This is a genomic window from Natrinema altunense (assembly GCF_000731985.1).
GTDB classification, from domain to species: Archaea; Halobacteriota; Halobacteria; order Halobacteriales; family Natrialbaceae; genus Natrinema; species Natrinema altunense.
On the sequence record NZ_JNCS01000002.1, the window covers coordinates 159560 to 182686 of the forward strand.

The window sequence follows — 23127 nt, forward strand, 5'->3', positions numbered from 1 at the left end:
GCTCGTACGCGTCGTCTGCCAGTGAGCTGGTTTTCGTCCCCGTTTCCGTATAACGCGTTCGACGACGGAACGGGGACTGCGACGGGACTGCCTCCGGGCTTTCCGAAGCTACAAATCACTCGATAGTCTCGTACGGACAATGAACCACTGGTGGCGGCGGATCACCCTCTCGCTGGTCGCCGTCCTCGTTCTCGTCCTCGTCTACGCGTGGCTCTATCGGCTGGGAATGGCGACGTTCGAGGGCGAGCCGAGGACGTACGCCCAGGCGATCCGGACCGTCATCGAGACGCTGACGACGGCCGGCTTCGGCGGCGATGCGGACGACTGGCAGAGCACGCCGATGAACCTGATCGTGGTCATGATGAACCTCACGGGCGTCCTGTTGGTCTTTCTCGCCCTCCCGCTGATCGTCGTCCCGCTCTTTCAGCAGGCGCTCGAGGACCGGCCGCCGGAGTCGACCGACCTCACCGACCACGTCGTCATTTGCTCGTACACCCCGCGGTCGGACGTTCTCGCGGGGGAACTCGAGGCGGCGAACGTCCCCTACGTCTTCGTCGACGACGACGCCGAACTCGTCGTCGACCTCAACAACGAGGGGACCAACGCCATCTACGGCGAACTGGACCAGGAGGAGACGCTGCGGGCCGCCAACGCCGGGCAGGCCGACGCGCTCGTTACCGACATCGACGACGAGACGAACGCAGTGGTGATCCTGACGGCGCGGGAACTCTCGAGCGACCTCACCATCGTCAGCGTGGTCGAGGACGACGAGGTCGCGAGCTACCACCGCTACGCCGGGGCCGACGAGATCGTCCGGCCGCGGCACGTCCTCGGACGGAGTCTCGCAAGAAGGCCACGACGACGGTCTCGGCCGAACTTCGGGACACGATCGAACTCAGCGAGGACCTCGCGGTGACCGAACTCCTCGTTCAAGCGCACAGCGACCTCGTCGGGCAGACGATCCCCGAGTCGGGCATCCGCGACCGGATGGGGATCACCGTCATCGGGGCCTGGTTTAGCGGGGAGTTCGTCCCCGTTCCCGGGTCGGAAAACGTGATCGACGGCAACACGATCCTGCTCGTTGCGGGGCGTCGAGACGATCTCACGGAGCTGAAATCACGGACGGTGTCGGCGCTACGGCACAACACGGACCGCGTCGTCGTCGGCGGCTACGGCGTCGTCGGCCGGACGGCCGTCGAGACACTGGCGACCGGGGGCGTCTCGACCTGTGTCGTCGACCGCACGGACGAGCCGGGGGTCGACATCGTCGGGAGCGTCACCGACGAATCGGTCCTCGAGGCCGCCGCTGTCGACGACTCCAGGGCGGTCATTCTCACCCTCGATGACGATGCGACGACGATCTACGCGACGCTGGTCCTCAAGCAGGTCGCCCCGGAGGTCGAAATCATCGCGCGAGCGAACGAGACCGAGAACATTCCGAAGTTCTACCGCGCGGGGGCCGAGTACGTCCTGTCGCTGTCGACGGTGACGGGCCGGATGCTCGGCTCCATCCTGATCGAGGACGAGGAGATCCTCACGCCGGAGACCCAGTTCGAACTCATCCGAACGACCGCGCCGGGGATCGCCGGGCGAAGCCTCGGCGACGTGGATCTGCGAGCGCGAACCGGGTGTACCGTCGTCGCCGTCGAACGCAACGGGGACCTCCTGACCGACCTCGGTCCGGAGTTCGTCGTCCAGACCGACGACATGCTGATCGTCGCCGGGAGCGACGAGGCGATCAACCGGTTCGTCTCATTTGCGTGCTGATCCTCCGAACGGTGGGGAAACGGGACGGTCCGTTGCGAGCAATCCGTCGCCGTTTCGATCCAGCTACGACTCGACCGTCGGGATCTCGAACACAAATGTCGGATTATCGTCCGTACACGCGACATCGAGGCTGCGCTCGATGAGCGCGGTCTTCCCTTCGAAATCGGTGACGAGGCTATCGTGGTCGGCTGACAGGGCGTGTTTTAGCCTCTCGTACTCCGCACGGAGCGTGGGGCACGTACGAAGGATGTCGCGCGTACTACCGCTGATCTTCCAGCTACCGATCGACGCCGCGAAGACGTGATCGTTGCACCGCTGCCGTCCTCGCGCACACCGACTCCGTACCCGACTCGATACTGGTCCCGCAACGGGAGGGCCCCCTCAGAACGGTCCACCGCGGACGAGTTCCTCCATGACGGTTCGTTCGGCCCGCCGGAGCAATTCCCCCGCCGTCCCGCTCGAGCAGTCCAGCCGCTCGGCGATGTCCTCGATCGAGGCGGCCCGCGTCGCGCGGTAGTAGCCGCAGTCGACGGCCGCGGAGACGGCCTCGAACTGGCGCTGGGTCAGGTCCGCCCGCGCGTCGATCCGTCCGGCGCGATACTCGCCGATCGACAGGATGTCGACGTGCATCGCGTCGGACACGTCGTCGACCACCGTCTGGATCGCTTCGCCGGGGCCGACCACCGTCAGCCGGATCGTGCCGTCGGCGCGGTGCTCTAGCGGCGGGACGACGATCAGTCCCGGCTGTTCGACCGCGTCCGCGAACGTTCGATCGGCTCCCGTCAGCGTCTCCCGTACGTACAGGTACAGGGAATCGTCGCGACAGGGTGCGAGTTCGTACTCGAGTATCATGGGCGCGTCTTCGAGGGCGCGCTCGTAGGGTGCTCGTGGACCGTCGACGTGGAACAACATCACGTGCTCGTCATCGTACCGGTGTCCATAGAGCAATCTCGACGCGGTGTACGCCTCGTGTTCGACGACGAACTGGTGCATCGGATGCCGTTCAGCCGGGGGTCGCTGAAGGCTCAGTTCGAGATAGCGCATTTCACTGGCCCGATGTACGCCCACTGTCACCTACAAAGCTACCGTCTCGGCGGGTCGTCGAGCGGCGGATCGAACGTCTGCACGATGCGACTTATAAAGACTCCGCAGATATGCGGATCAAGTCGGACGACCGCGCCGGGCGAGTATCCACTCGGTATGACGACTCCACGCTTACGGGTGACCCGATCCTCGGAGTGGCCGGACGTTCGAACGCAGGGGAGCGATCTGATCCGGGCGGCCGGCGTCGCGGGCGCTGGCGGTGCCGGATTCCCCTCCTACGCGAAGTGGACGGATCTCGAGTCCGTCGATTCCCTCCTAGTGAATCACCAGGAGAGCGAGCCGAACTACTACATCGACAAATGGCTCGGAAACGCGCGCGCGAAGACGTTCGCCGCCGTATTCGACGCGCTGCTCGAGCAGGCGTTCGACCTGATCGTCGTCAGCGCGAAGTGGAAAGACCGCGACGAATACGTTCGGGTTCTCGAGGCCGAAACCGGCGGTCGGGTGATTCCGCCGGACGAACTGCCACTCGACAGGGACGAGGAGTCCGGCGTCGTCTTCGCCTACACGGAGAATCGGTACCAGTACGGAATGGAGAGCGTTCTCCTCAAAACCGTCGACGGCACGGTCATCGGGACCGACCTCCCCACCGATCACGGCTGGCTCGTCCAGAACACCGAGACCCTGTACAATATCTCCCGCGCACTCTCCGACGGCGCGCCAGTGACCCACAAGTACGTCCACGTCGGCGGCGAGGTACCGCGCGCTCGGTTCCTCGAGGTTCCCGTCGGCACGCCCGTGAGCGAACTGCTGCGCGCAGCCGACTGTCCGCCCGACGCGCTCCCCTCGGACGCCGTGATCGCCGACGGTGGGCCAGGTTGGTGTTTCCCGATCGATTCGGCTCCCGACGAGTACGGCGTCCGTAAGCACACGAACTGCCTGCTCGTGCTCGACGAGGGAACCGTCGCGGAAAATACGTTCGGCGAGGGACGAATCGACGTGCTCGAGGAGTACCAGTGGAACGCCCGGGAGGCGGAAACCGAACCGACCGCTACGGTCGAACCGGCCGCCGTCCGGCTTCCGCTCGTGACGAACCCGGAACCCGATATCGTCGAACCCGCCGAGCCGATCGTCGCGGTCGGCGACCGCGTCGACGCCGGCGACCGGATCGCGAAGCCGAGTTCCGACGGGATCAGTACGCCCCAGCACGCGTCTATCGCCGGCACGGTGACGGCGGTGTCCGAGACGAGTCTCGAGATAGAATCCCGGTGAGATACCGTTCCGGTCGGCGCTCGCGGCCTCGCGTCAGCGGAACGACGGCAACACCTCGTCCTCGTAGAACTCGAGCGCCCGCTCCTGTTCGGGTCCGATCTGGTGGAAATAGACGTGGTCGTAGCCGACGTCGATCGCCCGCTCGATGCTGTCGATGTGGGCCTGCGGGTCCGGTTCGGTGGTCGTTCCGGCCTCGGCGATGTCCTCCTTTTCGACCATCCCCGCCGCCTGTTCGAAGTGTGCCGGCGTCGGGAGTTCCTGCCCGAGTTCGCCCGGAATCGAGCCGTTGGGCCACTGCTCGAGGACCGTTTCGATCGCGTCCGCCTCGCTGTCGGCGTAACAGCCGTGGAGTTGGGTGTATTTCGGCCCGTCGTCGCCGGCGTCCTCGTAGGCCTCGACCGGTTCGGGTTTCGGTCCGGAACACCAGAGCCCGTCCGCGTTCTCGGCGACCCATCGGGCCGTCTGCGGGCCGAACGCACTCCCGATCGTCGTCGGCTGCTCGTCGGGGACGGTGTAGAGGCGCGCGTTCTCGACCGTGTAGTGTTCGCCGTGGTGGCTCGTCGTCTGGCCGGTCCACAGCGAGCGCATGACGTCCATCGCCTCGTCCAACATCTCGAGGCGGACGTCGTGTTCGGGCCAGCGCTCGCCCGTGACGTGTTCGTTCAAGTTCTCGCCGGTGCCGACGCCGAACGTAAAGCGATCGCCGAGCATCTCGTCGACGGTGGCGACCGCGTGGGCGACGTTGACCGGATGGATCCGGATCGTCGGGCAGGTGACGCCGACGCCGACCGCGATCTCGTCGGTCGCTTCCGCGATCGCCCCCAGCGTCGACCAGACGAACGGCGACTCGCCCTGCGCCGAGACCCAGGGGTGGAAGTGATCCGAGATCGAGCAGAAGTCGAAACCGGCCGCCTCCGCGCGACGGGCGATCTCGACCAGTTCCGTCGGCCCGAACTCCTCGCTCGAGAGCGTGTATCCGAGCTCCGTCATTCCCGGGCCGCTACCACGAACCGGCGGGTAACGGTTGCACCTGCGAGGGCAAGAGCGCGAGTGCGACCGAGCCCCGACGGCGTGCCTCTCAGCCCCGATTACTGCGATCGAGGTTCCAATCTGCGGTGGCGCGCGCTGAACTGTGCCGAACGGAAGTGAGGTGCAGTTCCAAACCGTGCGAGGGATGAGCGAGGGAACGAAGTGACCGAGCGTTAGCGCGGGACCGCAGGTCCCGCGAACCATCCGAACGGGTGCGATGCACCCGTGAGGAGAAATCGGTTGGGGAGGGAGTGGTAACTCCGTGTTGCCACGATAGCAGAACGTCCCCCTCTCGTCAACCGTTCAGCCCGTGTCCAGCGACATCACTGACGGCAACTCCGCTCGAGCCCCGAACCGAACCCCTTACCCACGCCGCGCCGGAACCGACCCATATGGAAGCCGTAGTCGACGCGACGGACCTCGAGAAGGCCTACGGCGAGACGGTCGCCCTGTCCGGGGCCTCGCTGTCGGTCGGCGGCGGAGAGGTCTTCGCCCTGATCGGGCCGAACGGTGCCGGCAAGACGACGCTCGTCCGCACGCTGACGGGAACGGTCGAGCCGGACGGCGGGACGGCACGGGTTCTCGGCGCGTCACCGTCGACGGTCGACCGCGACCGCCTCGGCGTGTTGCCACAGTCGTTTTCGCCGCCCGACAGACTCAGCGCACGGGAACTGCTCGCGTACTACGCCGGCCTCTACGACGACCCGCGCGATCCCGACGACGTGCTCGCCGACGTCGGCCTCGTCGATACCGGCGACACCTGGTACGAGAACCTCTCCGGCGGTCAGCAGCGCCGGGTCTGCGTCGGGTCCGCACTGGTCAACGACCCCGATCTGCTCTTTCTGGACGAGCCGACGACCGGCATCGACCCCGCCGGCCGCCGCACCGTCTGGCGACTGATCGAGGACCTCGCCGACGCCGGGACGACGGTCGTCCTGACCACCCACGACATGGCCGAGGCCGAACGCCTGGCCGACCGCGTCGGCCTGCTCGCCGACGGCTCGCTCATCGCACAGGGGCCGCCCGATCGGCTGGTCCGCGACCACGGCGGCTCGAGTCGGCTCACGGTCGAGACGGCGGCCGATCCGGACGCGTTCGACACCCTCGAGTATCCGGTCGAACGCCCCGGGCGCGGTCGGACCCGAAACCCCGACAGCGCGGTCGTCGTCCGCGATATCGATCCCGCCGCGATCGGGACGGTCGTCGACTATCTCGAGACCCACGCGATCGAGTACACGCAGCTTTCGTGGGCCGAACCCGATCTCGAGGACGTCTATCTCGAATTGGCCGACACGACCGAGCGGGCGCGGACGGATCGGCTCGAGGGCGGCGGGACCGGGGATGGCGTGGCCGACGAGTCCGACCTCGCGCAGGCAGGTGAGACAGCATGAGTCGGCTGGGACGGGTGGGCGCGGAGACCAGCGCCGGCTGGCGGTCGTTCGTCCGCCGGCGGACGGCGGTCTTCTTCACGTTCTTCTTCCCCGTGATCCTGATCGTCATCTTCGGGGCACTCGTGCGGACGGACCCCACCGGCGGCGGGCTGTTCACGGAGCCGGCGGCCTACTACGTGCCGGGCTATCTCGCCGTCGTCGTGCTCTTTACCCCGCTGTCGCGGATGGGCAGCGAGGTCGCGCGCCACCGTGAGGGGAGCCGGTTCGAGAAGCTCGCGACGACGCCGCTGACCCGCGGCGAGTGGTTACTCGCCCAGACGGTCGTCAACGCCGCGATCATCGGCCTGGCGAGCTTGCTCATCCTCGGGCTGGTGATCCTGCTGACCGGCGCTGAGATCGTCTTCTCGCCGCTGTTAGTGCCTTACGTTCTCGTCGGCGTCGTCTGCTTCTGCGGCGTCGGCGCAATGCTCGGCAGCTACACCGATTCACAGGACGGCGCGGTCGCCGCTAGCAACGGGATCGGGCTTCCCCTCCTGTTCCTCTCGGAGACGTTCGTCTCGCCCGAGCTCCTCCCCGGCTGGTTCGGCCCGCTGGTGAACCTCTCGCCGCTGACGTACTTCGCACGGGGCGTGCGAACGGTAACCTACGCGGGTGCGGACACGGCAGCCGTCGCCGGCGTCGATCCCGCGCTCGCGAACCTCGCCATCCTGGCCGTCCTGGCCGTCCTCGCGTTCGCGCTGGGCGCGCGATCGATCCCGCAGACGGACTGACCTCGCGGACGGATCGATCGCAGTGGGGGCTCGTCGCCGCGCTGCTCGCCGCGAGAACGAACCGATTTACGCGCGGCACTCGAATCGGCGGTAATCAGTATGCGCTCGGGACACCCCACGGAGCAGGCTGTCGGCATGGAGTACTACGTCAGCGACGCGGACGGCGTCGGCGGCCGTCTCCGCGAGGACGACGCCGATTTCCGGGTGCGCGAACTCGAGCGCTTCGACACCGAACCCGTCGACGCGCCGACGGACGCCTACCCGCACCTCGTCTTTCGAGCGACGCTGCGGGGGTGGGACACCAACGATTTCGCCGCGCGGGTCTCGGACGCGCTCGGGATCTCCCGCGAACGGGTGAACTGGGCCGGCACGAAGGACAAGTACGCCGTGACGACGCAGCTGTTCTCGGTCTACGGTGCCGATCCCGACGAACTGCCCGAAATCGACGGCGTCGAGATCGAGGTCCTGGGACGGGCCGGCCGAAACCTCGAGTTCGGCGATCTGGCGGGCAACGAGTTCGAACTCGTCGTCACCGAACCCGAGCGGCCGGACAACGCCGCGGCGATCACCGACGCCCTGTGCGAGTTCGGCGGGCTCGAGACCGGACGATCGGACTCGAGCGAAGACGTGACCTCGATCGGCGTCCCCAACTTCTTCGGTCAACAGCGCTTTGGCAGTCGGCGGCCGGTCACGCACAAGGTAGGGCTCGCGATCGCCCGCGACGACTGGGAGGGGGCGGTGATGGCTTACCTCGGGGAGCCGACCGACGCGGAGCCGAAGGGGACGCAGGAAGCCAGGGCGTTCGTGGAGGAGACGAGAGACTGGCAGGCGGCCCTCGAGCGGATGCCACACCGCCTGCGCTACGAGCGCTCGATGCTCCACGCGCTCGCCGAGCACGACGGTGAGCCGGGACCCGACCAGTACAGGGAGGCCCTCGAGCGGGTCCCATCGAACCTCCAGCGGCTGTTCGTCCACGCCGCCCAATCGTACGCGTTCAACCTGATGCTCTCCGAGCGCCTCGAGCGCGGCCTGCCCTTCGACCGGCCAGTCGAGGGGGACGTGGTCTGTTTTTCGGACACCGACGCCCCCGACGGGCTCGCGCTCCCCGACACCGACCGGCTCCAGCGGGTCGACGCGCGCCGGGTCGACTCGGTGACCCGCCACTGCGAGCGCGGCCGGGCGTTCGTCACCGCGCCGCTGGTCGGCACCGAGACCGAACTCGCCGACGGCGAGCAGGGCGAGATCGAGCGTGCCGTCCTCGAGGAGCTCGGCCTCGAGCCGGCGGACTTCGACCTGCCCGGGGAGTTCGGCTCGACCGGCACCCGGCGGGCGATCCTCCTCCGGACCGACCTGAGCCTCGACCGCGACCCGCTGCGCCTCGCGTTCGCGCTTCCGAAGGGGTCGTACGCGACCGTCGTCTCCCGGGAGTTCCTGAAGGTCGATCCGATCGACCTCGGCTGAGACGACACTTGAGGGAAACCGACCGCTCGCGGCGGCCGTCGCCGTCCGACGCTGCGGCGAAGCCTTTAGCACCGTGTCACGAGTAGACTCGAGGGAATGGTCCTCGTATCCGAGCAGGAATCGAATCGAGGTGAGCCCCGCACGTGATCGGCACGAGCGAGAGCCGCGAAATCGTCGACTGGCGGAAGACGACCGACGACGGGCAGTCGGTGTACGTCATCGAGTACAGCGAACCCGTCCCGGAGCCGACGGGCCGCTCGAAGACGCTGTTCGGCGCGGGCAGCGGCGGCACGGTCCCCGCCGGCGAGCAGTACTTCGAGATGCCCGACGGCACGCGCATTCCCGCGACCGAGGCCGCCTTCGACGCCGACGGAACGACGCTGCGGGTCCGCCGCGAGCGGTCGGTGGTCGATCGGCTGCGGCGCTACCTGCCCTGGTGACGAGGCCGCCCGTTTCGGCCGCGTTCGAACCGCAGGTAGTATCGATCGGCAAAGAAGTTATCAGTCTATCACGAGACGTCGTTCGTATGTTCGAACCGTTCTCGCTGTTTACCTCGGCGCTGTACGTCGTTCAGGGCCTCCTGGGACTGGCCGATCAGCGCGTCCTCACCGGCGAACAGCGATCGCGCGCACAACCGGCCGCGAGCGTGCATCTCGGCAGTTCGGTCGCGTTCGTCGTCGCCGGCATTGCCAGCGCGTCGTGGGTACAACTGCACGGCCTCCCGACGGTGTGGTTTCCGACGATTCTGTCCCTCGGGCTCCTCGTTTCGATCCTCGTGCAGGGCTGGCTGTATCGATCGATCGGCGTCTCGCAAAGCCCGCTCCTCGAGCGGGCGTGGACGCGCCTGCACTGATCGGGACACGACGCCTTACTCGAGCGCGTTCCGCAGTACCGCGCCGAAGCCGGCGGCACCGATACAGATCGCGAGGATGCCCCCGACGCCGGTGACCGCGAGCGCGCCGCTGATCGCCGCGGCGACGAGCAGGCGCGTGAGCCACTCGTCGTCGCGCCCGACTAGCCGATCGGCGATGGCGAGATACGCGATCGCGCCGCCGATCGCCCAGACGAGATACGCCAGCAGGAACAGCGGAATCGCCACGACGATCCCGACGATCGTGACGACGAGGAGCAGTGTCAGCAGGCCGATTCCGAGCAACGACGCGATGCCGTAGAGGAACACGCCGAACGGATCCGCGAGGGCGTCGTCCATCATCCGGTCCGTGTAGTCGGGCGCGATCGCGATTAGGATCGCGCCGACGACGAGCGTCGTCAGGGCGGCCCCGAGCGCACCCCCGAGGAGGCCGTCGGTCGTCCCGATCTCGATCTCGGTCCCGGGATCGACCTGCATGATCACTGCGACTGCGAGGGTCGGTCCGTCGAGTCCAATCATGATTTCTGAAGGCCCGGCCGGTACATAAACGGCGGTGTCGACGTGCCGTCGCCCGGCTTCGCTGACAGCCTTTTGCCCGCTCGCGACCTATCCCGTCCATGCGAAGCAACCGCCTGCAACGGGAGATCGACGACCTCGTGTCTCGGGGCTGGACGATCGAGGAGGAGACGCCGGACCGCGTCGTGATGGTCGACCGGGAGTTCGGCTCGGTGCTGTCACACGTCCTCGTCGTGGTCCTGACGGTCTGGTTCTCGATGGGGCTCGGCAACGTCGTCTGGGGGGCGTACAACTACGTGTCGAACTCCCGGCGGCGAGTTCTCTGGGAGGACGCGGTCGGCTGTCCGCACTGCGGCGCGGACGTCCCGGCGTCGGCCGACTACTGCCCGGCCTGTGGCGACGGCCTCGAGCGGGTCCCGGAGCCGAACGGTGGAATCGCCTGCCTGGAGTGCGACGCGGTCGCCGCCGAGGGCTCGCGGTACTGTCCGGCCTGCGGGACGCGGCTCGCGGAGACGGGCGGCGGTCCGTCGTAAGGGGCAGCGCGGTCCGTCGTAAGGGGCAGCGATGTCGTCTTCGCTGAACCGAACAGCTACGTAGCTCGCCCCCAATCGACCGACCAGCCAATGGAACTGGACTCGGACCCGCACATCCTCCTGACGAACGACGACGGGATCGACGCGCCCGGGATTCGGGCGCTACACGACGCGCTCTCGGCGGTCGGCGAGGTGACCGTCGTCGCGCCGGACCGGAACCGGAGCGCCGTCGGTCGGTCGCTGTCCTACGGGCGGACGAACTCCTCGGACGGCGGGGACCTCTCGCTGGACCTCGAGGCCGACTCGTTTACCTCGCCGGTCCCCCACACCGATCACGACCTGGGCTACGCCGTCGACGGCACCCCCTGTGACTGCGCCATCGTCGGCGCGAAGGGGCTCGAGCCGGCCCCCGATATCGTCGTCTCGGGCTGTAACGACGGCGCGAATCTCGGTGCGTACGTCTTCTCACGCTCGGGAACCGTCAGCGCCGCCATGGAGGCGGCCTTCCTCGGCACCCCGTCGATCGCCGTCTCGATGGACACGCTCGGCTACGACGACGACCTCGAGCCCGCGGACTTCGAGCGGGCGGGCGAGATCGCCGCCGACCTCGTGGCCGGCGCACCCGGGACCGGCCTGTTCGATCGGGTCGACTACCTGAACGTCAACGTCCCCGGCCCGAAGGCCGAACCCAACGGCTTTGCGATCACGCGACCGACCGAGGTCTACGAAATGGACGCCGCCTTCGAGGACGGCCGGTTCCAACTGACGAACCGCCTCTGGCAGCAGATGTCCAACCGGGACATTCCCGACGACGAGGATACCGACCGCCACGCCGTCCTCGAGGAGGCGGTTTCGATCTCCCCGCTTCGAGTCCCCTACGAGGTCGTCGACACGGAGCCGGTACGGACCGTCTTCGACCGGGTTCTGTAACCTACGGCTCGCTGTTAAGTCACGAGCCAGCACAATTTAGGGAGTCGGCTCACAAGGGACAGCCAATCGATCGATGTCGGACGGGAATCCACCGGACGAGACCGACGACAACCGGGGCGAAATCCCCTCGCAGCCGCCGAGCGGCGTCGGCCCGGCCTCAAGTCTCGATACCGAGGCCGATTCGGTCGTCGCTCCGCCGGGCGACGGGACGGCGGGGAGCGACGACGCCGAACCGGAGCCGACGTCGGCTATCGCTCCGCCGGACTCGAAGTCGACGCGAGCGATCAGGGACGCCGTCCTCGCGGACGTGAAGGCGTCGTTCGACGACCGACCCGACGACGCGTTCCCCGGTCGCCCGTCCGACGCCTTCATCGAGGCGGAGTTCTTCGATTTCGGCTATCTCGACGACTACGAGGAGGTCGACCGCTACTGGGTGAACCGGCCGTACGCGTACGTCACGATCCTGTACGACGAGTCGACCAACACCAACCGGTATCACGTCGTCGAACCCGATCTAGACGAGTTCGAGGAGTACGTCCGCGAGGACCTCATCCGGTCGCTGCGCAGCGATCTGCTGTACAAGGAGTTCGATGGCGAGATCGACCGGGCGGCGACCTTCGACGAGGAAGTCCCGCGGGTGATGCGTGAACACGCCGCGACCGTCAGCGACGGCTCCCTCCAGCAACTCCGCTACTACCTCCGCCGGGACTTCGTGAGCTACGGGAAGATCGACCCGATCATGCGCGACCGGGCGGTCGAGGACATCTCCTGTGACGGCGCGGCGAAGCCCGTCTTCGTCTACCACCACGGCTACCGCGACCTGCGGACGAACCTCGCTTTCAGCGACGAGCGCCTGAGCGCGTACGTCGTGCGACTCGCCCAACGCGCCGGCAAACACCTCTCGGTGGCCGACCCCCTGATCGACGCCTCGCTCCCCGACGGGTCGCGCGTCCAACTCACACTCGGGGGCGAGGTGACGACCGGTGGCCCCAACTTCACCGTTCGGAAGTTCGCCGAGGTGCCGTTCACGCCGGTCGACCTCATCAACTGGGGCACGTTCAGTATCGCGCAGATGGCGTACCTCTGGCTGGCCGTCGAGAACAACGCCTCGCTGATGGTCGCCGGCGGCACCGGATCGGGGAAGACGACCAGCCTCAATGCGATTTCGATGTTCGTGCCGCCCGAAAGCAAGGTCGTTTCCATCGAGGATACGCCGGAGTTGACGCTGCCCCACGACAACTGGATTCAAAGCGTCACGCGAACGGGCGTCACCGCCGGCGGGCGCGGCTCCGTCGGGATGTTCGACCTCCTGCAAGCGGCCCTGCGTCAGCGGCCGGAGTACCTCGTCGTCGGCGAGATCCGCACCGAAAGCGACGTCGCGCTCACCTTCTTCCAGTCGATCGCCACCGGCCACACGGCGTACACGACGTTCCACGCCGACTCCGTTCGGGGGCTGTTGAGCCGGCTGGGTAACGAGCCGCTGAACGTCCCATCCGAGATGATCGGCAACCTCGATATCGTCTCGATCCAGCAACAGACGACCCAGAACGGCAAACGCGTTCGGCGCAACAGGCGGCTCGTCGAATTCGGCTCCGGCGACGCGGACACCGACGACCTCGAGCCACACGAAGTGTTCCGGTACGATCCCCGCTCGGATGGGTTCGAGCAGACCACGGGCTCGAGAGTGTTAGGTGCTATCGCCGACGAACGGGGCTGGACGCCCGGCCGCATCGAACGGGAACTGGACCACCGCGAAGCGGTCCTCGAGTACCTGCTCGAGGCGGGCATCACCGACTACGAGAGCGTCGCCCGCGTCATCCAGGGTTTCATCCGCGATCCCGACTACATTCTCGAGGAGGTCCGCACCGGCGACCTCGATCCCGAACAGATCGCGGTGACGGAGGCCGACGACTGACCCGTGACCGACCGTGATCGATCCGGCGACGACGCCGCCCGCCAGCCCGACGAGCCGGCGTTCCGCGAACCGGGGCTCGACGAGGCGACGGCCGAGGCCGTCCTCGAGGACGCGTTCGGCGACGATGCGGGGGTCTCGAGCGAACCCACGGCGTCCGGGCCGTTCGCGGCGGCCGACGAACGACGGGCGGCGGTGGCCGACGCGGAGCCGGAACCCGAGGAAGCGCTCAGCCAGCCGCTCGCCGAGGAGCGCCACCTCGGTGCCGCGGAGCAACTCGAGTTCCGGGAGGCGTACGGCCGGACGCGGGCGTTCTTCAAGACGCGACCGGAGCGATATCGCGACCTCCAGCGGCTGCTCAAGCAGGCCCGTATCCGGGACACCTACGATAGGTACCTGACCGACAGCGCCAGGCGTGCGGGAATCGCCGCGGTCGCCGCGGGACTCCTCGCGACCGTCGCACTCGTCGCGCTGGTGGTTACGGGGACGCTATTCAGCGTGCTCGAACCGCTGTTCGGCCTGTCCGGCCGGACACGGGACGCGTTCCTGACGCACCCGCTGGTCGTGGCCGCGCTGTTCGTCCCCCCGCTCTGCTCGCTCGCTGCCGGCGGTGCCGTCTGGATCGGTCGGAACTACTACTACCCGCGCAGCGTCGTGGCGACGCGGCGACGCAGCATCGCGCTCAACCTGCCGTACGCGATCACGTTCATGTACGCGCTCTCAAGCGGCGGGATGAACGTCATCGAGGTGTGTCGCCGACTCGGGAACAGCGAGGCGGTCTACGGCGAGGTCGCAACCGAGTTCGACCTCGTCGTCCGCGAGATCGACCTGTTCGGCAACGACCTGTTGCAGGCGCTTGACAACGTCCGGATGCTGACCCCGAGCGACGACTTCCGGCGGTTCCTCGACGACCTGCTCGGCGTCCTCGACTCCGGCGGCGACCTCGAGACGTTCCTCGAGGCGGAATCCGAGGCGGCCCTCGAAGACGCCCTCGAAGAGCAGTCGTCGTTCATCGAGACGCTCGGCGTGCTCAGCGAGGTGTTCGTCGTCGCGTTCGTCGCCGCGCCGCTGTTCCTGATCGTCGTTTTGATGGTGGTGAGTTTCCTCGGCGCGGAGACCGTCGGCCTGATCGCCGGACTCGTCTACGTCGTCTTCCCGCTCTCGATGGGCGGTTTCCTGCTCCTCGTCGACGTGCTCTCGCGCCCGTACCAGGAGCCGACCGCCAGCCTTGCCGTCGCGGACGAGCGAACGGTCGAACTCGAGCAGGTGGTCGACGATCCCCGGTTTGCGGCCTATCAGCGGTCGAAACGCGAGACCGGTATCCGTGCGTTCCTCGCCGACCCGTTGCGGGCGATCACCCGCCGTCCCGTCCGCTCGCTCGGGGTGACGGTGCCGGCCGCCCTCGCCGTCGCCGGGCTCGCTATTTGGACCGGACTCGTCGAGCCGACCGCCGCCGCGTTTCTCGCCGCCCCGCTCCGGACGACCGTCGGGCTCGCCGTCGTCCCGCTGGTGACGGCGACCGCGCCGTTGACGGTCCTCCACGAGCGCGAGCGCCGGCGGACGACCGTCATCACCGAGCGGTTCCCGGACGTGCTGAGCATCCTCGCCAGCGCGAACCGGATGGGCGTCGACATCGTCGACGCCTTCGATCTGGTCACGCGGTGGGCCAGCGGGACCCTCGCCGCGGAGCTCCGCCGGGTCCGCAACGACGTGGCCTGGAACCACGACCTGACCCGCGCCCTGCTCGGCTTCGCCGACCGGCTGAACGTGCCCCAACTGACCCGGACGATGACGCTCGTCGCGGAGGGGAGCCGCTCGAGCGGCGATCTCCACGGCCTGCTCGAGATCGCGGCGACGAACACGCGGGCGCAGGCGAAATTGGCCCGCGAGCGACGGCGCGAAGTCGGCTCGTACGTCGCGATCGTCGTGATCGGCTTCCTCGTCTATCTGCTGGTCATCGTCATGGTCAGCGCGAGCTATCTCACCCCGATCGCCGAGGTGGCGGCCGAGACCGATCCGGCGGCTGCCGGCGGGCCGGTCTCGTTGGGCGCGATTCCCGTCGACACCTACGAGCTACTGTTCCTCCACTCGGCGCTCGTTCAGGGCTTCGGTAGCGGGCTGATCGCCGGGAAACTGGCCGAGAACGACGTTCTCAGTGGCCTCAAGTACGGACTGGGACTGGTCACCCTCACCGTCGTCGCGTTCTTCCTCCTGGTGTAATCATGGTCGAACCCCACCCCCACGGCCGGAGCGGAACCGAGACACAGCCGGCGGCCCGACTCGACGGGAACGGAGCGCTCCGCGGCTCCGAGCGAGCGGTCTCGCCGGTCATCGGCGCGCTACTCATGTTCGCACTGCTCCTCGCCTTGCTGGCGATCCTCCAGACGACCGCGATCCCCGCGGTCAACGAGGGCCTCGAGTTCCAGCACAACGAGCGGGTTCGGACTGACGTGGGGGCTGTCGACGGGGCCGTCGATCGGGTGGCCGCGACCGGGAACGGCGAGACGGTCTCCATCGAGGCCGGCTTGCGCTACCCGCCGCGGCTGTTCTTCGTCAACCCGCCGCCCGCCGCCGGGACGGTTCGCACGACGGCCCCCGCTGGCGTCGAAATCGCCAACGCGTCCGCGGCCGGCGAGACCGGCGACTACTGGAACGGGACCCCGCGGACGTTCGAGACGCGGTCGCTCGAGTACGTGCCCGACTACAACGAGTACGGCGACGCGCCGGTGACGGTGGCCGAGCCGTGGGTCGTCTACGACCGCTTCGACGAGACGACGGTCGCGAGGGGGGACCAGGATCTCGTCGACGCCCGCCGGCTCGATCTCGTCGCGTTGACGGGCGACCGCTCCGCGTCGGGGGCGAACGACGTCGCGATCGACCTCGAGCCGACCAGCACGCCGGTTCGAACGGTGACGATCCGCGGCGACGGCGAGCCGGTCACGCTGACGGTCCCGACGCGGCTCACCGAGGACGAGTGGGCCGCCCTCCTCGCGGACGAACGCGACCCGGACGGCGATCCCGACGACGACCGGTACGTGACGCGTCTCGACTGTCAGCGAGCGCCGCCGGACCCCTGTGGACGGTTGACGCTCACGCTCGAGCGCGGGACTACCTACGAACTTCGACTCGGGGCCATCGCCCTCGGCGGCGCGAACGAGGGGGCGGCGGCGTATCTCACCGATATCGAGGGGAACGCGACGGCCGTCCCCGAGAGCGGCCGCCAGCGACTCGTCGTCGAGGCCCGCGACCGGTTCGACAACCCCGTCAGCGGGGTCCCCGTGACCGGGAGCGTCGATGGCGACGGGACCGTTCGGGCCGTCGATCCCGTGACCGATGCGGCGGGACGGGCGACGTTCGTCTACGAGGCCCCGTCGACCGTAGACGGGACGCGGGACGTCGCGCCGACGCTTCGCATCGGCGAGCGCGCGCACCGCGAAGTCCGGTACGACATTCGCGTGCTGGATCGCGACGGCGGGACGTCGAGTTCCGGCGGCGGTTCGGATGGTGGTGACGAGGCAACCGGCACCGAGCCGAGCGTGTCGATAACCGACATCACGGCGACGAACCCGCGGGACAGCTACCGGGTCTCCATCGAGGCGACCGACGGGAACGGGGATCTCGAGCGGGCCACCTTCGAACTCCGGGACCCCGATACCGGGACTCCCATCCGGACGGTGACGGCGGATCTCGGCGGCGAACGCGATACGGCGACCGAACGGCTGCGAGCGAAGGGGCGCGAGCGACGCGCGGCGTACCGACTCGTCGTAACCGTCGTCGACGCGGACGGACGGACCGGAAGCGACGAGACGACCGTTCGCGGAAGCGGATAGCTGGACTGGGCGTCGATCCGAGCCACACTCTCCGAGGTTGGCGTTCGATCCGTTCGAACGACGGCCGACCGGCGACGACCGTAGCCGGTCGGAAACAGACCTGTTTTACATCCGTCCCGACAAGTCCGCCTATGGAGTGTCGCCACTGCGCATCGCCGCTCGAGAAACCCGGTGACTTCTGTCTGGTCTGTCGGGAGGCCAACACCGAGGCGATCGTCCTCGACGCGGCACGCGACAGGGCGACGATCACGATGCTCGCCGGCGAACCCGACGACCCGACGACGCGGGACGACGACATCGACGCCGACGAGCAGGTGCTCGGCGAGACGACGATCACGACGACGCCCGAAGACGGCGAGAACGAACCCATCGAACTCCGCAACTTCGCGGGGCTGATCGGCGACGAGATCCGCCGGAAGCGTCCCGAAGAGGTCTACGCGGGCGGCGTCCGTGCGGTGATTCGCGCCGTCCGCGAGGACGTTCACCATCCCTTCTATCGCGTCGACGACGACGATCCCGTCCGGGCGGTCCTCGAGCGCCGCGGCAACCGCGCGCTCGACGTCGTCGAGACGCCGCCGGCCGAGAAGATCAGCGGCAGTCACTCGACGCTCATCGGCGGCCGTACGGGGATGCAAGCCATTCACACCGTCGCGGACCACCCCCACGTCAAGAAGGTGATCCCCGGTCCCATCGACGCCGGCGGGAAGGGGTCCCAATCGGGCATGCGCGCGAAAGTGACCCGCGCCGACGACGGCGGCAACGTTCGCATGCTGTTGCGCAACGGCTCGAGCGTACAGGAGAACCGGGTCGTGACGACGGCTCGTGACCGGGAGATGGGCGAACGCATCCGCGACGACCTCAACGACGTACTCGCCGACGCCGAGTTTCAGTAGCGTCCCGTTCGGTCATCGGTTCGGACTGCCAACCGCCGCTGTCAGTAGTGCTATCGGGAGCGTCCCACAGCAAATATTGTGTCGAGTCGATGGCAGTGTCAGGTGCTGCTGGTTGTGTGAGCCTTAATAACTCGACTGTAATTAGATATAATTAGCCATGCTCGAGCGACCGGACGCCGTCCTGACCCTGATCCCGCTGTTGGCGGTAAGCGGCCTCGCGGTTCGTACGCTGCTTGTGTCCCCAGGCGTCGGCACGGGACTGCTCACTGCACCGCTCGCGATCGCGGGCTACCTCGCCGCGCTCGCGCTCGTCTTCCTGGAACTGCTCGCGTGGCCGGTCGCCGAGCGGATCGGCGACTCCTGATCGGAGACCGCCGACGAACCGGTCCGCGGAGCGATTCGGACCGAAGGGCGTCGCGACTCAACAGGTTTAAGAATCCGCTGGCGATAGAGTGGACCACTATGGCCAAGAAAGGACAGGTCGGTAGCGCTGGCCGCTTCGGTGCCCGCTACGGCCGCGTCGCCCGACGTCGCGTCAGCGAGATCGAAGACGACATGGAAAACGCCGAGGTCGACGGCGACGACGTCACCCGCGTCGGCACCGGCATCTGGAAGAACGAGGAAACCGGCGAAGTTTTCACCGGCGGCGCGTACCGCCCCGAGACCCCCGCCGGCCGCACCGTCCAGCGCTCCATCCGCGCTGCCCTCGCAGAGGACGACGACTAACGCCTTCCGAGACCCAGTATGAGTTACAAATGCTCCCGCTGTAAACGCGACGTCCAACTCGACGAGTACGGCGGCGTCCGCTGTCCCTACTGCGGCCACCGCGTACTCCTGAAGGAACGCAGCCGGGACGTCAAGGAAGTCGACGTCCAGTAACCGCCGTGTCTTCTCACGACGCGACACTCGAGTTCGACTACGAGACGCCGTCGCGTGCCGCACTCGTCGCCACGAGCGTCGCCCGCGAGATCGGCGAGATCGACGACGAGCGCTCGCGGACGACCCTCGAGCGGGACGGCTCGTGCGTTCGTATCGAGATCGACGCCGCGGACGTGGTCGCGCTCCGAGCGGCGCTGAACACCTGGTTCTCGCTGGTCGACGTCGCCGAACGGGCCGCTGACGCCGGCGAGGCCGTTCTCGCGTCCCAGTAGTCACGCTGGCTCGAGCCGAACGACCGGATCGATTCGCGTCGAATCCAGCGAGCCGGCCCTGTACCGGCAGGCAACGCGGTCTTCGTCGTCGTCGCCGAACCCGTCGTATGGCCGACCGGAACGAAACGTGGCTCGGACTGCGGCGGGACGCCAAGCCGCTGGTGCTCGCCGGCCTCGCGCTCGGGCTGGGTTTTGGCGGTTTCTTCGACGGCATCGTCTTCCACCAGATCCTCCAACTCCACCACATGCTGTCGTCCTATCCGGACGCGAGCGTCGCGACCGATCTCGAACTCAACGTGATGGCCGACGGCCTCTTCCACCTCGCGACGTACGTGTTCACCGTCATCGGCGTCGTGCTACTCTCGCGAGCGTGGCGCTTTCATCCGGTGCCGAACTCCGGGCGGACGCTACTGGGCGCAGTGATCATGGGCTGGGGCGGTTTCAACCTCGTCGAAGGACTAGTGAGTCACCAACTGCTCGGTATTCACCACGTCTGGCCTGCCGGCCCGGGACCGATCGTCCTCTGGGACGCGATTTTCCTGCTCTGGGGCGCGCTCTTCCTCGGCGGCGGCTATCTCGTGATCCGAACCGACAGCGCGGCGACGCCGACGGCCGGCGACGAAGCGGTCGCGACGGACGGCCGCGGCTAGGGGGGTCGGACCCCTAGACGGAAGACAAAGCTTGGCTTTATCAGTCCGGAGGGCGACGGTCGAGATATGCAAGGAAACCTGCCGCCGGAAGCACAAGAGAAAATCGAGCAGCTACAGGACCTGCAGGAGACGGCACAGGAAGTCGCCGTCCAGAAACAGGAAGCCGAATCGGGTCTCACCGAGGCACAGAACGCCCTCGACGAACTCGAGAACATCGACGAAGGGACGACCATGTACCGGAACGTCGGCGAACTCCTCGTCGAGACCGACTACGAGCAGGCCGAGGAGGACCTCGAGGACAAGGTCGACTCCCTCGAGATCCGACTCGAGACCCTCGAGAAACAGGAAGAGCGCGTACAGGACCAGTTCGAGAGCCTCCAGGAGGAACTCGAGGACCTGCTCGGCGGCGGCATGGGCGGCGGCCCGGCCGGCCCCGGCGGCCCGGGCGCTGGCGGCGCATAAATGCCGACTGAGGAACCGTCGGACGAGACCGTCGTCCAGACGGCCTCGGACGCCGCGGAAGGCGTCATCTTCTCACAGTACAAACAGTCCGACGTGCGCGATTACGACGTGACCGTCGTCTTCGAGGACGGCATCCTCGAGGTCGATGTCTATCTCAACGCGCCCGAGGACGACGAGGCCGACCCCGAACGGGTCGCCGACGACGCCGCGCTCGCGGCGCGAGAGGCGGTCGACGACCTGTTCGAGGCGTAGCCGACTGGTCCGGTCCGTCCGGATGTCGTTCTCCCCCCGGCACACCGACGGAGAGCGACCGCTACGTCCGAGAGCCACCAGGTGCGAGCAACTCGATCGGATGCGGAACGTCCCGCTCGAGCAGCGTCTCGAGCTGATCGCCACAGGAGGTTCCGGAGGCGACGACGGTCTCCGTGTCCGCGACCTGTCCGGCCAGCCGCTCGCCGACGTCCAGGCTGAGTTCGTAGTACTCCCGCTTGTAGCCGAACGAGCCGGCCATGCCACAACACTCGGCGCTCGAGGTCTCGGGTGCGTAGCCACAGCGCTCGAGGACGGCGACGGTGGGCGCTTCGAGATCGAGCGTCCGCTGTTGACAGTGGGAGTGGTAGGCAACTGGCTCGGAACCGGTGCCGGTCGACAGGGCCATCGGCTCGGCCCCGTTCTCGAGGAGTCCGTAGACGTACTCACAGATCTCGTAGCTGCCGTCACGGAGGCGCTCGTACGATTCTTCAGGCAGGAGGCGCTCGTACTCGCGGTGCATCGCGGCCAGATCGGAGGGTTCGATGACGACCACGTCCCGGCCGGCATCGAGGTCCTCGGCCAGTGCGGCGTAGAGCCGACTGGCCTGCCGGTCTGCCGTGGCAATCAGTCCCTGGGAAAGCGCCGCGCGACCGCTCTCGGGGAGGTCGGGGACTCGCACCGGAACCCCCAGCGCCTCGAGCGCGCGGACGGCGGCCTTCCCGCGGTCGACATCGACGTAGTTCGTGTAGACGTCGGAGTAGAGAACGACCTCGCGGTCGACATCGGCGCTACTGTCTCGGGAGTTCGCTCGCGCTGCCCGTCGACTCGAGGCCTCCGTGCCGCCTCGCTCTTCGAACCAGTCGACGAGCGACTCCCGTTGGAACGTCGGCAGATCGCGCCGCCGGTCGATCCCGAGGGTGCGCTCGAGCGCCGCGCGGACGGGGTCGGCGTCGGCGAGCCAGTTCGAGACGGGGGCGGTCGCGCTGGCGGCCTTCGCGACGGTGCCGATGTTGCCGAAGAAGCGCTTGCCGGGGTCGAGCCCGCCCGACTCCGCGTCGGGCGTGAGGCCGTCGACGAGGAAGTCGTACGTCTCGGGTTCGTCGCTGCGGTTGATCCGATCCCTCACGACGGTGTTGATCCACGGAATGTCGATCTTCACCGGGCAGGCATCGACGCAGTTCGTACAGCCGGTACAGAGGTCGTTGAACTCGGCCGCGGACTCCTGACCGTGAACGCCGGCCTCCCAGCCGGTGGCGATCCCGCCGGAGTAGGTCTCGCCGCCGAAGCCGTGGCCGCCGACGGACTGGAAGTTCGCACACGAGTTCGAACACGCGCCACAGCGGATGCAGTATAACGTTTCCCGGAGCTGGTCGTCCTCGCGCATGTCCGTACGGCCGTTGTCCAGCAGGACGAGGTGGAAGTCCCGATCGGGATCGCCGGTCCCGGCCGCCGCATCGGGCTCGTCGGCTGCCCCCTCGCCGTCGCCCGTGATCGGCTCGTCCGGAGCGTCGAAGTCCAGCGTCGGCGAGTCGGTCGGCGGCGACAGCATCGTCACGTACTGGGAGATCGGTTGACCGGTCGCGCTCTTGGCGATGATATCGACGAACGGCTCGAGGTCCGACAGCGTCGGGATCAGTTTCTCGACGCCCGCGACCGCGACGTGTGTGTCCGGCGTGACCGCACACTTCCGGGCGTTGCCCTCGTTCGTGACCAGCGCGATCGTCCCGCTGTTGGCGACGACGAAGTTCGCGCCGGTGACTCCCACATCGGCTCTCTCGATGCTCTCGCCGAGGCGATCGCGTGCGAACCGCGTCAACTCCGTGGCCGTCTCGAAGGGATCGTCGGGAGCGAACCGCTCGTTGAACAGGTCGGCGATCTCCTCGCGGGAAATGTGCATCGCCGGCCCGACGATGTGGGAGGGCGTCTCGTCCGCGATTTGGAGGGCCCACTCGCCCAGATCGGTCTCGGTGACATCGATCCCGTCGGCCTCGAGCGCATCGTTGAGATCGATCTCCTCGGTCGTCATGGACTTCGATTTGACGACTGACGGCGTCACAGCGGCCGCATCGCCGTCGGTACCGTCCGCGGCCTCGCGGTTGACCACGTCGGCTACGTACGCGTTCGCGTCCGCGGCGTCGTCCGCGACGTAGACGGTCCCGCCGTTTTCCTCGACGGCTTCGCGGACCGTTTCGATCAACTCGGGGAGCCGATCGATAGCGGCTTCCTTGATCGATCGCGCCTCGGTCCGCAGTTCTTCGAGGTCGTCGGTTCCGCCGTAAGTCTCCTTTCGCCGGGCGTTCGAGGCGCTCGCGTGGGCGTGGATCGCCGGTCCCTCCGTCTCGAGCAGGTGTCGAATCCGGTCGGCCCGCTCCGATCGCGTGCGTTGGGCCATC

Annotated in this window: 23 protein-coding genes and 2 pseudogenes; 20 read left to right on the forward strand and 5 right to left on the reverse strand. The window is 67.7% G+C overall.

Annotated features, from left to right (window positions below):
- The first annotated feature begins 139 nt into the window (after positions 1-139).
- Positions 140-1767, forward strand: a pseudogene (locus ALTAJ2_RS05025) (potassium channel family protein).
- A gap of 63 nt (positions 1768-1830) precedes the next feature.
- Here ALTAJ2_RS05025 and ALTAJ2_RS18500 read toward each other — a convergent pair.
- Positions 1831-2076: pseudogene (locus ALTAJ2_RS18500) on the reverse strand (GrpB family protein); the annotation flags it as partial.
- Positions 2077-2148: 72 nt separating this feature from the next.
- Positions 2149-2760 (reverse strand): helix-turn-helix domain-containing protein, encoded by a 612-nt coding sequence (locus tag ALTAJ2_RS05030; RefSeq protein ID WP_007108151.1) that lies wholly within the window; start codon positions 2758-2760, stop codon positions 2149-2151.
- 207 nt (positions 2761-2967) lie between these two features.
- Between ALTAJ2_RS05030 and ALTAJ2_RS05035 the strand changes: the two genes are divergently transcribed.
- The gene (locus tag ALTAJ2_RS05035; protein WP_049899828.1) at positions 2968-4083 is read left to right on the forward strand and encodes an NADH dehydrogenase; all 1116 of its coding nucleotides are present in this window, start codon (positions 2968-2970) and stop codon (positions 4081-4083) included.
- A gap of 33 nt (positions 4084-4116) precedes the next feature.
- Here the strand turns inward: ALTAJ2_RS05035 and ALTAJ2_RS05040 are convergent, their stop codons facing one another.
- Positions 4117-5073, reverse strand: coding sequence for a TIGR03557 family F420-dependent LLM class oxidoreductase (locus ALTAJ2_RS05040; protein WP_007108153.1), 957 nt, complete (start codon positions 5071-5073; stop codon positions 4117-4119).
- Between the two features lie 431 nt (positions 5074-5504).
- Between ALTAJ2_RS05040 and ALTAJ2_RS05045 the strand changes: the two genes are divergently transcribed.
- From ALTAJ2_RS05045 to ALTAJ2_RS05065, 5 genes are all read left to right on the forward strand, one after another.
- Entirely contained in the window at positions 5505-6503 is a 999-nt protein-coding gene (locus tag ALTAJ2_RS05045; RefSeq protein WP_007108154.1) for an ABC transporter ATP-binding protein, read from the forward strand.
- Complete coding sequence (locus ALTAJ2_RS05050) at positions 6500-7273, forward strand: ABC transporter permease (RefSeq protein WP_007108155.1); 774 nt, start codon at positions 6500-6502, stop codon at positions 7271-7273. Before ALTAJ2_RS05045 ends, ALTAJ2_RS05050 begins: the two co-directional genes overlap by 4 nt.
- A 99-nt stretch (positions 7274-7372) precedes the next feature.
- Positions 7373-8734, forward strand: a complete 1362-nt coding sequence (gene truD / locus ALTAJ2_RS05055) for a tRNA pseudouridine(13) synthase TruD (RefSeq protein WP_007108156.1) — start codon at positions 7373-7375, stop codon at positions 8732-8734.
- Between the two features lie 143 nt (positions 8735-8877).
- A complete protein-coding gene (locus ALTAJ2_RS05060; protein WP_007108157.1) occupies positions 8878-9174 on the forward strand; it encodes a hypothetical protein in 297 nt (98 codons plus the stop codon).
- Positions 9175-9260: 86 nt separating this feature from the next.
- Complete coding sequence (locus ALTAJ2_RS05065; RefSeq protein ID WP_007108158.1) at positions 9261-9587, forward strand: hypothetical protein; 327 nt, start codon at positions 9261-9263, stop codon at positions 9585-9587.
- Positions 9588-9602: 15 nt separating this feature from the next.
- Here ALTAJ2_RS05065 and ALTAJ2_RS05070 read toward each other — a convergent pair whose 3' ends face one another.
- The gene (locus ALTAJ2_RS05070) at positions 9603-10124 is read right to left on the reverse strand and encodes a hypothetical protein (RefSeq protein WP_007108159.1); all 522 of its coding nucleotides are present in this window, start codon (positions 10122-10124) and stop codon (positions 9603-9605) included.
- 98 nt (positions 10125-10222) lie between these two features.
- Here ALTAJ2_RS05070 and ALTAJ2_RS05075 point away from each other — a divergent pair, with 98 nt between their 5' ends.
- From ALTAJ2_RS05075 to ALTAJ2_RS05135, 13 genes are all read left to right on the forward strand, one after another.
- Entirely contained in the window at positions 10223-10654 is a 432-nt protein-coding gene (locus ALTAJ2_RS05075) for a zinc ribbon domain-containing protein (RefSeq protein WP_007108160.1), read from the forward strand.
- 90 nt (positions 10655-10744) lie between these two features.
- Positions 10745-11584, forward strand: a complete 840-nt coding sequence (gene surE, locus ALTAJ2_RS05080; protein WP_007108161.1) for a 5'/3'-nucleotidase SurE — start codon at positions 10745-10747, stop codon at positions 11582-11584.
- A gap of 73 nt (positions 11585-11657) precedes the next feature.
- Complete coding sequence (locus tag ALTAJ2_RS05085) at positions 11658-13499, forward strand: type II/IV secretion system ATPase subunit (protein WP_007108162.1); 1842 nt, start codon at positions 11658-11660, stop codon at positions 13497-13499.
- Positions 13500-13502: 3 nt separating this feature from the next.
- Positions 13503-15716 (forward strand): type II secretion system F family protein, encoded by a 2214-nt coding sequence (locus ALTAJ2_RS05090; protein ID WP_007108163.1) that lies wholly within the window; start codon positions 13503-13505, stop codon positions 15714-15716.
- Positions 15717-15718: 2 nt separating this feature from the next.
- Positions 15719-17326, forward strand: coding sequence for an Ig-like domain-containing protein (locus ALTAJ2_RS05095; protein ID WP_007108164.1), 1608 nt, complete (start codon positions 15719-15721; stop codon positions 17324-17326).
- Between the two features lie 131 nt (positions 17327-17457).
- Positions 17458-18219 carry a DUF2103 domain-containing protein gene (locus ALTAJ2_RS05100; RefSeq protein ID WP_007108165.1) on the forward strand — a complete coding sequence of 254 codons (762 nt, stop codon included), beginning with the start codon at positions 17458-17460 and terminating at the stop codon, positions 18217-18219.
- 157 nt (positions 18220-18376) lie between these two features.
- The gene (locus ALTAJ2_RS05105; protein ID WP_007108166.1) at positions 18377-18583 is read left to right on the forward strand and encodes a hypothetical protein; all 207 of its coding nucleotides are present in this window, start codon (positions 18377-18379) and stop codon (positions 18581-18583) included.
- A gap of 98 nt (positions 18584-18681) precedes the next feature.
- Entirely contained in the window at positions 18682-18945 is a 264-nt protein-coding gene (locus tag ALTAJ2_RS05110; protein WP_006185277.1) for an eL43 family ribosomal protein, read from the forward strand.
- Positions 18946-18963: 18 nt separating this feature from the next.
- Positions 18964-19098 (forward strand): DNA-directed RNA polymerase subunit P, encoded by a 135-nt coding sequence (locus tag ALTAJ2_RS05115; protein ID WP_006181151.1) that lies wholly within the window; start codon positions 18964-18966, stop codon positions 19096-19098.
- Positions 19099-19103: 5 nt separating this feature from the next.
- Positions 19104-19370: a KEOPS complex subunit Pcc1 gene (locus ALTAJ2_RS05120; RefSeq protein ID WP_007108167.1), complete on the forward strand. Its 267-nt coding sequence runs from the start codon at positions 19104-19106 to the stop codon at positions 19368-19370.
- 107 nt (positions 19371-19477) lie between these two features.
- On the forward strand, positions 19478-20020 hold the full coding sequence (locus ALTAJ2_RS05125) for a DUF2243 domain-containing protein (RefSeq protein ID WP_007108168.1): 543 nt from the start codon (positions 19478-19480) through the stop codon (positions 20018-20020).
- Between the two features lie 66 nt (positions 20021-20086).
- On the forward strand, positions 20087-20482 hold the full coding sequence (locus ALTAJ2_RS05130) for a prefoldin subunit beta (RefSeq protein WP_007108169.1): 396 nt from the start codon (positions 20087-20089) through the stop codon (positions 20480-20482).
- Positions 20483-20734 (forward strand): DUF3194 domain-containing protein, encoded by a 252-nt coding sequence (locus tag ALTAJ2_RS05135; RefSeq protein WP_007108170.1) that lies wholly within the window; start codon positions 20483-20485, stop codon positions 20732-20734. It abuts the gene before it with no gap.
- Positions 20735-20795: 61 nt separating this feature from the next.
- On the opposite strand, the gene ALTAJ2_RS05140 is transcribed toward ALTAJ2_RS05135, so the two are convergent.
- Complete coding sequence (locus ALTAJ2_RS05140) at positions 20796-23126, reverse strand: LUD domain-containing protein (protein ID WP_007108171.1); 2331 nt, start codon at positions 23124-23126, stop codon at positions 20796-20798.
- Position 23127 lies beyond the last annotated feature (1 nt).